The organism is Xanthomonas sp. DAR 34887 (assembly GCF_041245805.1).
In the GTDB taxonomy this organism is placed as follows: domain Bacteria; phylum Pseudomonadota; class Gammaproteobacteria; order Xanthomonadales; family Xanthomonadaceae; genus Xanthomonas_A; species Xanthomonas_A tesorieronis.
Genome location: NZ_CP162490.1, coordinates 222501 through 233652, shown reverse-complemented (window position 1 = coordinate 233652; position 11152 = coordinate 222501). Strand labels below are relative to the sequence as shown.

7 protein-coding genes and 2 rRNA genes (1 of these 9 running past the window's edge) are annotated in these 11152 nt (G+C 65.7%); 7 read left to right on the top strand and 2 right to left on the bottom strand.

Features of this window, described 5'->3' with window-relative positions; translation table 11 throughout:
* The first annotated feature begins 69 nt into the window (after nt 1–69).
* From AB3X08_RS01050 to AB3X08_RS01020, 7 genes are all read left to right on the top strand, one after another.
* A complete protein-coding gene (locus tag AB3X08_RS01050) occupies nt 70–1560 on the top strand; it encodes an FAD-dependent oxidoreductase (RefSeq protein ID WP_369935616.1) in 1491 nt (496 codons plus the stop codon).
* A gap of 629 nt (nt 1561–2189) precedes the next feature.
* Nucleotides 2190–3248, top strand: a complete 1059-nt coding sequence (locus AB3X08_RS01045; RefSeq protein ID WP_369935614.1) for a glycoside hydrolase family 5 protein — start codon at nt 2190–2192, stop codon at nt 3246–3248.
* Nucleotides 3249–3546: 298 nt separating this feature from the next.
* Complete coding sequence (locus AB3X08_RS01040; protein ID WP_369935612.1) at nt 3547–4590, top strand: glycoside hydrolase family 5 protein; 1044 nt, start codon at nt 3547–3549, stop codon at nt 4588–4590.
* A gap of 211 nt (nt 4591–4801) precedes the next feature.
* A complete protein-coding gene (locus AB3X08_RS01035) occupies nt 4802–5857 on the top strand; it encodes a glycoside hydrolase family 5 protein (RefSeq protein ID WP_369935610.1) in 1056 nt (351 codons plus the stop codon).
* Between the two features lie 125 nt (nt 5858–5982).
* The gene (locus AB3X08_RS01030; protein ID WP_369935609.1) at nt 5983–6861 is read left to right on the top strand and encodes a methylglyoxal synthase; all 879 of its coding nucleotides are present in this window, start codon (nt 5983–5985) and stop codon (nt 6859–6861) included.
* A gap of 670 nt (nt 6862–7531) precedes the next feature.
* A complete protein-coding gene (locus AB3X08_RS01025; protein WP_369935607.1) occupies nt 7532–8884 on the top strand; it encodes a substrate-binding domain-containing protein in 1353 nt (450 codons plus the stop codon).
* 96 nt (nt 8885–8980) lie between these two features.
* Nucleotides 8981–9442: a PepSY domain-containing protein gene (locus tag AB3X08_RS01020; RefSeq protein ID WP_369935605.1), complete on the top strand. Its 462-nt coding sequence runs from the start codon at nt 8981–8983 to the stop codon at nt 9440–9442.
* 181 nt (nt 9443–9623) lie between these two features.
* Here AB3X08_RS01020 and rrf read toward each other — a convergent pair.
* Nucleotides 9624–9738 (bottom strand): 5S ribosomal RNA (rrf, locus tag AB3X08_RS01015).
* A 157-nt stretch (nt 9739–9895) separates the two neighbouring features.
* Nucleotides 9896–11152, bottom strand: a 23S ribosomal RNA gene (locus AB3X08_RS01010) (it continues 1623 nt past the right edge of the window).

Sequence of the window (11152 nt, the reverse complement as noted above, 5' to 3'; positions counted from 1 at the left end):
CGCATCGGATCCGACGCCAGTCCCTCGCTTTCTCGAATCCCAAATCCCCAATCCCGAATCCCTGCCCCTATGAGCCGCAAGCAAGCCTTCCAGTTCCTCGACCTGCCCCGGCAGATGCCGCAGCGCATTCCGGTGGAGTTGCGTACGTCCGGCGACTGGAACGAGCTGTACGGCAAATTCGACAAGGCCGACGCGCAGTACCAGGCCGGGCGCTGCCTGGATTGCGGCAATCCGTACTGCAGCTGGAAGTGCCCGGTGCACAACGCGATCCCGCAGTGGCTGCAGCTGGTGCAGGAGAACCGCATCGAGGAAGCCGCGGCGCTGTGCCACAGCACCAATCCGCTGCCGGAAGTGTGCGGCCGGGTGTGCCCGCAGGACCGCCTGTGCGAAGGCAGCTGCACGCTGGAGGAGTTCGGCGCGGTCACCATCGGCGCGGTGGAGAAGTACATCGTCGATACCGCGCTCAACAACGGCTGGCGCCCGGACCTGAGCCAGGTCCAGGCCACCGGCAAGCGCGTGGCGGTGATCGGCGCCGGCCCGGCCGGGCTCAGCTGCGCCGACCGCCTGGCCCGCGCCGGCATCCATGCGGTGGTCTACGACCGCTACGAACAGATCGGCGGCCTGCTGCAGTTCGGCATCCCCAGCTTCAAGCTCGACAAGAGCGTGATCGGCAAGCGCCGCGAGGTGCTGGAAGGCATGGGCGTGGAGTTCCGCCTGGGCGTGGAGATCGGCCGCGACATCAGCCTGGAGCAGTTGCTTGGCGAGTACGATGCGGTATTCCTGGGCACCGGCGCCTACCGCTACACCGACGGCGGCCTGACCGGCCAGGACCTGCCCGGCGTGCTGCCGGCGCTGCCGTTCCTGGTGCAGAACAGCCGCATCGTCAGCGGCGACGATCCCTGGGGCCGGCCGATCGCCGGCTGGGAAGACAAGATCGCCCTGCCGGACCTGAGCGGCAAGCGCGTGGTAGTGCTTGGCGGCGGCGACACCGGCATGGACTGCGTGCGCAGCGCGATCCGCCTGGGCGCGGCCAAGGTCACCTGCGCCTATCGCCGCGACGAAGCCAACATGCCCGGCTCGGCGCGCGAAGTGGCCAACGCGCGCGAGGAAGGCGTGCGCTTCCTGTTCAACCGTCAACCGCTGGCGGTGGAAGCCGATGCCGCCGGCAACCTGGTCGGCGTGCGCGTGGTGCAGACCCGTCTCGGCGAGCCGGATGCGCGCGGGCGCCAGGCGGCGGTGCCGGTCGAAGGCAGCGAATCGCTGCTGGATGCGGACGTGGTGATCATCGCCTTCGGCTTCTCGCCGAGCGTGCCCGAATGGCTGGCCGCGCAGGGCGTGGAAGGCACTGTCAACGGCCGCATCCTGGCTGGCGGCAGCGACCCCGATGGCAGCGGCCGCCTGCCGTACCAGACCACCAATCCGAAGCTGTTCGCCGGCGGCGACGCGGTGCGCGGCGCGGATCTGGTGGTGACCGCGGTCGCCGAAGGGCGCGACGCGGCCGCCAGCATCGCCGAATGGATCGGCAACCGCCTGCCGGTCACCACCCAGGCCGCGGCGTGAGCCAGATCGAGCGCATCCAAGCGACGTCGTTGCATGCCCGGCTGCGCGCGGCCGGGCAGAAGGTTTGCGCGGATTGACGGCGATGCAGCGGCACTCGTCCTGGGCCCGGCATCCGCTGCCCCTCCACGACGTCGGCATGGTCGCGTCGGGACTGAAGTCCCTCCCACAAGTGCACGCATCAAGCACCGCGGTCCCCTGTAGGAGCGGCTTCAGCCGCGACGAGCGAAGCCGGAAACCATGCGGCTCGACGATCCGTCAAAGCTGAGCCCCCATCCCACAAGTGCACTCGCCGGGCATAGAACCCCCTGTGGGAGCGACTTCAGTCGCGACGAGCGGAGTCGCAGTCCGCCTGGTTCGCTCTCTGTCGGGGCTGAAGCCCTTCCTACAAAAACGCCCGGTGGATGCGCCCACGCAGGCCATTTAAACCACGCCTACCATCCATGCGCCACGGAGCGGGGATTGCACCTGAATCGCCACGCGCCCAACGCCGTTTTTCGCCCGAGTGAATGACGCGCTAACGCACGAGCGCCTAGGCTGGCCGCGCGGCTGCGATCCGCGCACCCTTGCACCGCCGGCTGCTTCCCCCAATGGCAAAAAACGGCATCCTCCCTCCCCCAAGGACGCTCCCCATGTCGCTTTCCTCTCTCTGGTCGTCGCGTTTACGCCCCGCCGCCTCCACCGTCCTCCTGCTCGCCGCCGCCTTCAGCGCATCCGCCCAGAACGGCAAGAGCGTGCTCAAGTACGCCGGCGTCAACCTGTCCGGCGCCGAATTCAATTCCGGCAAGAAGCCGGGCACGCTCTACAAGGATTACACCTATCCGGGTCCGGCGGACTACAGCTACTTTGCCGGCAAGGGCATGAACATCGTGCGCCTGCCGTTCCTGTGGGAACGCCTGCAACCCACCGCCAAGGGCGAGTTCGATCCCGCACAGCTGGCGCAGATCAAGAAGGCGGTGGCGCAGGCCAAGGCCAACCACATGCACCTGATCCTGGACCCGCACAACTACGCCAAGTACAACGGCGCGCTGATCGGCAGCGACGGCGCGCCGGCCGCGGTGTTCGCCGACCTGTGGCGGCGCCTGGCGACCGAATTCAAGGACGACGACACGGTGATCTTCGGCCTGATGAACGAGCCCAACGCGGTGTCCTCCACCGATTGGGCCACGGCCGCGCAAGCGGCGATCGACGCGATCCGCAAGGCCGGCGCCAAGAACCTGGTGCTGGTCCCGGGTACCGCCTACACCGGCGCGCACAGCTGGCGCAGCACCTACTACGGCACCTCCAACGCGGTGGCGCTGCAGCCGCTGAAGGATCCGGGCAACCGCATGGCCTTCGAAGCGCACCAGTACTTCGACAAGGACAACAGCGGCACCAAGGGCGAATGCGTCAGCGCCACCGCCGGCGCCGAGAAACTGGCCGGCTTCGTCAGCTGGCTGCGCGAAAACAAGAAGGTCGGCTTCATCGGCGAGTTCGCCACTGCCGACACCCCCGTCTGCAACCAGGCACTGGAAGGCCTGCTCAGCTACATCGAGCAGAACAACGACGTGATCGTCGGCTGGACCTGGTGGGCGGCCGGCGCGTGGTGGAAGAACGACTACCCGTTCAACGTGCAACCGAACAAGGACGGCAGCGACAAGCCGCAGATGTCGATCCTGTCCAAGCACGCGCGCAAGGTGACCGGGAAGTAGCGCACGCAGGCGCTGCCGGACACTCGTCCGGCGCGCCGTTGCGAATCACCCGCAGAAGCGGGCAGACAACACCGCGTACGCCGCCGCATGCGGCGCGGCGGCGATGACCGACAGAGAACCAGTGCGCGTTGGCCATGCCAAGCCCTGCACAGATCCGCGCATGCACGCATGCCGGTCGTAGTGGCGGAACCGGGAATGCACTACGGTGCGAACAAGCACACCGTTTGCCATCAGCTCGGCCAGCCCGCGATCCGCCTGGCCGAGTCTCCCCCCCCGCTGATGCAGAAGGAGGCTCCCCATGGCCCATCCACCGCCATGCCTGCGCGCACTGCGCCGGGCGCTGTTGTTCTCGCTGCTCGCCGTGCCGCCGCAACTGCACGCGCAGGGCGTGCTGAAATTCGCCGGCGTCAATCTGTCCGGCGCGGAGATCAGCTCCAGCAAGAAGCCCGGCGTGGTCAACGTCGACTACTTCTATCCGCGCGAGGCCGACTACGCCTATTTCGCCGGCAAGGGCATGAACATCGTGCGCCTGCCGGTGTTGTGGGAACGCCTGCAGCCCAGTCCGCAAGGACGGCTGGACGCGGCGCAACTGGCCTTGATCAAGGCGGCGGTGAAGCAGGCCAAGGCGCAGCGCATGCACCTGATCGTGGACATCCACAACTACGCCAGCTACTACGGCCACAAGATCGGCGGCACAGACGTGCCGATCAAGACCTTCAGCGATCTGTGGCAGCGCTTGGCGCTGGAGTTCAAAGACGACAACACGGTGATCTTCGGCCTGATGAACGAGCCGAACAACATCGCGCCTGGGTTGTGGGCGTCCGCCGCGCAGGCGGCGGTCGATGCGATCCGCGTCACCGGCGCGCGCAATCTGATCCTGGTGCCGGGTGCGCTGTGGAGCGGCGCGCACAGCTGGTATTCGACCGTCGGCGGCGTCTCCAACGCCAGCGCGCTCGCCTCGCTGTACGACCCGCTGCGACGCACCGCCATCGAAGTGCACCAGTATCTGGACATCGATTCCAGCGGCACCAGCGCCACCTGCGTCAGCGGCAGCATCGGTGCCGAACGCCTGGTGCGCTTCACCGACTGGCTGCGCGAGACCGGACACATCGGCTTCCTGGGCGAGTTCGGCGCGGCCGACAATGCCGCTTGCCGGCAGGCGCTGGACGGCATGCTCGGCTACATCGAGCAGCACCGCGCCGTGTGGTTGGGCTGGAGCTATTGGGCCGGGGGCGCCTGGTGGAACGCCGACTATCCCTTCAACGTGCAACCCGACGCGGACGGTCGCGACAGACCGCAGATGTCGATCCTGTCGTCCAGGGCCAAGCGCGTGGCGCGCTGACACCGGCATCGCCGCGCCCAGCGCGGCAGCGCATTCGATAGCGACGCACGATGGCATGCCATCGCGTCTGCCGACACACCTGCGCCACACGCACACCACATCGTGGAGAGACGCGGCATGCGTTCTGGCATGCCGGTTGCAACCGATCAGGGCGAGCGTCGCCCCATCGCGGCGGCGACGTCCGTTCGCCCTTCCCCCACGAGGCAATTCCATGCGACACACTTGCTCTTCCATTGCGCCTTCGCGCTGGCTGCTGCGCGGATCGCTGTGCCTGGCGCTGACCGCCTGCACCGCCGCCGCCATCGCGCAGGAACCGTTGCACTACGCCGGCGTCAACCTGGCCGGCGCGGAATTCAACTCCGCCAAGAAGCCGGGCGTGGTCTACAAGGACTACATGTATGCGGCCGACAGCGACTATGCCTACGTTGCCGCGCAAGGCATGAACATCGTGCGCCTGCCGTTCCTGTGGGAGCGCCTGCAGCCCGGCGCCAACGGCGAACTCGATGCCGCGCAACTCGGCTATCTGCGCACCGCCGTGAGTCGCGCCAAGAGTCACGGTCTGCATGTGATCCTGGACGTGCACAACTACGCCAAGTACAACGGCGTGCGCCTCGGCAGCGATGGCACGCCGGCCAGCCTGTTGGCCGACCTGTGGCGGCGCCTGGCCATCGTCTTCGGCAACGACGACACGGTGATCTTCGGGCTGATGAACGAGCCCAACGGCATGTCCTCCGGCGACTGGGCCACGACCGCGCAGCTGGCGATCGACGCCATCCGCGAGACAGGCGCCTACAACGTGATCCTGGTGCCAGGCACCGCGTTCACCGGCGCGCACAGCTGGAACAGCACCTGGTACGGCATCTCCAACGCGCAATCGCTGGTGGCGATCGAGGACCCGGTCGAAAACCTGATGTTCGAAGTCCATCAGTACCTGGACCAGGACTACAGCGGCACCAGCGCCGACTGCGTCAGCGCCACCATCGGCTCGGAGAAACTGCAGGGCTTCACCGCCTGGCTGCGGGCCAACGGCTACAAGGGCTTCCTCGGCGAATTCGGCGCCAGCAGCAACGCCACCTGCATGGCGGCGCTGGACGACATGCTCGGCTACGTGCACGACAACGCCGACGTGTGGCTGGGCTGGACCGCGTGGGCCGCCGGCGCCTGGTGGAAGACCGATTACGCGTTCAATCTGCAACAGAACAAGGACGGCACCGACAAGCCGCAGATGAGCGTGCTGGCAGCGCGGGCGAAGCAGATGCTCGAGTAGTCGGGGTTGGCGATTGCAGGCGTGCGGTTGGTCGACGCGGGCCTGGCGCAGGGCGATAAACCGACGATTGAGTCCATACCGCGATCCGGCGCAGACTGTGATCCCTTCTTCGCACGGATCGACGTATGCGCCTGGGCCTGGCCGCCAACCGACTGCACCACCAGGGCAAGGATGCCGCCCTGTTCCGCTGGCTGCGCGCCTGCGAGGCCGGCATCCGCGACCTGCAGCTCGGCCTGCACGCGGTCGGCCGTACCCACGAGGCAATCGCGCGCGCCGGCTGGCTGTCCGGCTACGCGGACCTCAAGCGCTATCCGTTCGGCCGCGAAGGCGGGCTGATGAAACTGGTCGCCGAAGTGGTGGGCCTGGAGGGCGCCGAACGCACCCTCGACGGCGCGATCTACTTCATCGATCCGGTCGATCCCTCGTCGATCTTTCCCGAAGCCATCGCGCTCAAGCGGCAATGCGTGATCCACGGCAAGCCCTTCATCTCCACCGTGGCCAGCGCCCGCGACTGGATCGAGATGGAGCGCGTGCACGCCGGGCTGGCGGCCGACGCCGGCGCCGACGACCTGCACGCCCTGGAACGGCACACCCTGGCGCTGATCGCGCACGATGCGATGAAGCCGCAGATGCTGGCCTTCGCCAGCGAACATTTCGACCTGCTGTCGCGCTTCGCCGAGCGCGTGGCCACCGGCACCACCGGCCAGCGCCTCAACGAACTGGCCTGGAGCCGCGGCTGGCCGCAGGGCCAGGACTGGGTGCACCGCTACCAGAGCGGACCGATGGGCGGCGATGCGCAAATCGCCGACCGCGTGCTGGAGCGGCGCTGCCAACGCGCGATCTTCTTCGAGGACCCGCACGTGGCGCGCCAGCACGAGGCCGACATCCAGCTGCTGGAGCGCGCGGTGACCACCGTCACCGACAGCGCGGTGTGCATCACCTCGCCGCTGGTCGCCGCACGCTGGGCGCAGGCGGCGGCGAAGCGCGCGCAGCTGTCGGCCTGAGCGATACCGCGAGCGGTTCTTCTGCACCGTTCGCCGTTTGTGGGAGTGAGGGCAGAGCACCTCTAATAGCTCAAAAGCATGTCGATACATTGCGAGCCGCCAAAGCGCGCAGGCGGCGGGCGCGACATTGAGGCGTTCGATGCCGTGAAGTGGCAAGACGCGTTGGCGACGGATCGGTAGCGTTGCGTGCGGGTTTGCCGTGGCTGCCTTGGCTGGCATCACTGCCGCTTCGTTTTCCTGTCGCGGCTGAAGCCGCTCCTACAACATGCACCATGCTCTTGTAGGAGCGGCTTCAGCCGCGACAGGAAAACGACATGCCTAACTTGCAGCTTCACGAGAACGCCCGTCGCGACATCGGCTAAAGGCCATCCGGATTCGCTCCCATCTAGTGTTGTCTCCGAGTCGAAATGCCCGGTATCCGCACCCGCCAGGTCCGGGCTGGATAACGTCTCCATAGCAGCCAGCCCGCGCAGGCTGGATGACACCTCTGCATGCTCCGTTCCGCGACCCGCAAGCCATCGCGGCCAATAACACCGTCCCTGGCCGCGAGATGCGCACGCGCAATCGCCGCGCTGCTGTGCCCACAGATATCGCGTGACCGCGCTCACAGTCACTGCCATGTCACGCCTGTCGCCAACACTGCCGCCTGGCCAGATCCTGGGGGGATCCGATGTCGCGGTTCGTTTTGCACCTGCTGTTGCTGGGTGCCGCAGTGCTGTGTTCCATCCCGTCCGCCGCCGCGCAGCAAGCAGAGCGCCTGCGCGTACATGGCTCCAACAGTATCGGCGCGCAGCTGATGCCGGCCCTGGTCGAATCCTGGTTGCAGAGCATCGGCTATCGGCAGATCCAGCGCCGCCGCGTCGATGCGGCGACGCTGGAAATCTCCGCACTGCGCGACGACGCACCGCTGGTGGTGGAGATCGGCGGCGCAGGCTCGGCCGCCGGTTTCGCCGATCTGATCCGTGGCGACGCCGAACTGGCGATGCTGGCGCGCGCGCCGGATGCGCGCGAACGCGATGCCGCCTGGCAGCTTGGCGATCTGTCCTCGCCCGACCAGAACTTCGTCCTCGCCCTCGACGGCGTGCGCGTGCTGGTCGCCGCCGACAATCCGCTGGCCTCGCTCAGCGTGGCGCAATTGCGCGACATCCTCAGCGGGCGGCTGACGCGCTGGTCGCAACTCGGTGGAGCCGATCTGCCTATCGACGTGCAGCGCAACGCGGAACGCAGCGGAGTGGGCGATTTCCTGCGCGAACGCCTGTCGCTGCCGGCGACGGCACGGGCCGCTTCGCAACACATCCATTCCAGCTTGGCCGACACGGCGCAGGCCGTGACCGGACACCCGTCGGCGCTGGCGATCGTCGCGCTGACCACGCCATTACCGGCCGGCACCCGTGCACTCGCCATCGCCGACGGCGGCATCGCGGTGCTGCCCACGCCGGCCAACATCCGTGGCGAAGACTATCCGCTGGTGCAGCGCTACAGCCTGTACGGCGGGCAGATGATGTCGGCGCTCGGCCGCAGCCTGGCGCTGTATTCGGTCGGCGCGCAGGCGCAGCAGGTCGTACGCCGGATCGGGCCGATCCCGATGAGCATCGCGCCCGATCCAAGCCAAACGGCAAGCCCGGGCACGCGCCAGACCGATGCCTACCTGCAGGCCGGCGCCGGTGGGCAGCGCCTGACCACCACCCTGCGTTTCAGCCTGCAGTCGTTGAACTCGATGTTCGAGGCGCGCAGCGCGCAGGACCTGGACCGCGTGATCGCCTATATGCAGCAGCCGGCCATGCGCGGCCGCGCCCTGGGCGTCATCGGCTTCGCCACGCCGGACACGGCCAACCGCCTGTATCCGACCATCGCCAGCAACGACCGCGCCGACGTGGTCGCCGCCTATCTGTCCCAGCGCGGCATCGTGGTCAAACGCGCGCGTGGACTGGGCGCCACCCGCCCGCTGGTCGGCGGCGAGGATGCGGCAGCCAAGGCGCGCAACGAACGGGTCGAGATCTGGCTGCTGGATGCCGGGCGCTGAGTTCGACGGCGCAAGCTGAACGTAGCGCGCGCATATTCACTTGCTGCAGAACCCGCGGTTGGGAGCATGACGGCTCTGGTCAAAACGGAGAACGTCATGAACCACACCAACAAGATCCTGTCGCGCCCCCTGCTGGCGGTGTCGCTTTCGTTCGCGCTGGCCGTCGGCAGCGCCCATGCGCAAGCGCCAGCGCAAGGCGGCGCGGTGCTCACCCAGGCGCAGGTAAAGGCCCTGCTGGGCGAACAGGGTTACACCAAGCTGGACAAGCTGAAATTCGAAGACGGTCTCTGGAAGACCGAAGCCACCAGCGGCGACGGCAAGCGCGGCGATGTGCGGGTCGGTGCACACGGCGGTCGCATTTACGCGGAAGGCGCGCCGTCGAAACTGAGCGAAGCCGAGGTGCGCGCGGCGCTGACATCCGCAGGGTATTCGCAGTTGCACGACCTCGAGTACGACGACGGCTTGTGGAAAGCGAAGGGAGACAACGCGACGGGCCAGCGGATGGAAATCTATGCAGACCCCACCGACGGTAGTGTAGTGAGCGCGGAGCGCGACTAGTGCCAAAGCGGAGCCGGCCATCAGGCGTCGCAAAAGCGTCAGATCGTTGGGCGGTCATGGCTCTTCCCGACGGCGGCCCACCCAACGGGCGGGTCGGGATGGAGCTCCACGTTGATTTGTAGCTTTTCTCACGCGCAATAAAAAATCCCCGTCCTTGGGGGACGGGGATTCGGGGTAAAGCCCCTGGCGATGACCTACTCTCGCATGGCTTGAGCCACACTACCATCGGCGCAGCTGCGTTTCACTTCCGAGTTCGGGATGGGATCGGGTGGTTCCACAGCGCTAATTTCACCAGGGAGACGGTTGGAGTGTCGCCACGTGCGGTATTCGGTTGTTGGACCGAAGACGGCATGGGCGCCAGCCTCTCATAGGGTGTGACGTAGCGAGCGTTTGGATAGCTATCGACGTGTGTCGTGCTAAGGGTTGCTTCTTGAGGAAGCAACTTGAGGTTATATGGTCAAGCCGCACGGATCATTAGTATCAGTTAGCTCAATGCATTGCTGCACTTACACACCTGACCTATCAACCACGTAGTCTACATGGTTCCTTTAGGGGACTTGTGTCCCGGGAGATCTCATCTTGAGGCGCGCTTCCCGCTTAGATGCTTTCAGCGGTTATCGCTTCCGAACATAGCTACCCGGCAATGCCACTGGCGTGACAACCGGAACACCAGAGGTTCGTCCACTCCGGTCCTCTCGTACTAGGAGCAGCCCCTCTCAAATCTCCAACGCCCATGGCAGATAGGGACCGAACTGTCTCACGACGTTCTGAACCCAGCTCGCGTACCACTTTAAATGGCGAACAGCCATACCCTTGGGACCGACTACAGCCCCAGGATGTGATGAGCCGACATCGAGGTGCCAAACACCGCCGTCGATATGAACTCTTGGGCGGTATCAGCCTGTTATCCCCGGAGTACCTTTTATCCGTTGAGCGATGGCCCTTCCATACAGAACCACCGGATCACTAAGACCTACTTTCGTACCTGCTTGATCCGTCGATCTTGCAGTCAAGCACGCTTATGCCTTTGCACACAGTGCGCGATGTCCGACCGCGCTGAGCGTACCTTCGTGCTCCTCCGTTACTCTTTAGGAGGAGACCGCCCCAGTCAAACTACCCACCATACACGGTCCCCGATCCGGATTACGGACCTAGGTTAGAACGTCAAGCACGACAGGGTGGTATTTCAAGGATGGCTCCACTGCAGCTAGCGCCACAGTTTCATAGCCTCCCACCTATCCTACACAGACGAACTCAACGTTCAGTGTAAAGCTATAGTAAAGGTTCACGGGGTCTTTCCGTCTTGCCACGGGAACGCTGCATCTTCACAGCGATTTCAATTTCACTGAGTCTCGGGTGGAGACAGCGCCGCTGTCGTTACGCCATTCGTGCAGGTCGGAACTTACCCGACAAGGAATTTCGCTACCTTAGGACCGTTATAGTTACGGCCGCCGTTTACTGGGGCTTCGATCAAGAGCTTCGCCTTGCGGCTGACCCCATCAATTAACCTTCCAGCACCGGGCAGGCGTCACACCCTATACGTCCACTTTCGTGTTTGCAGAGTGCTGTGTTTTTGATAAACAGTCGCAGCGGCCTGGTTTCTGCGACCCTCTTCAGCTATAGCTCGCACGAGCCACCAAAAAGGGTGCACCTTCTCCCGAAGTTACGGTGCCATGTTGCCTAGTTCCTTCACCCGAGTTCTCTCAAGCG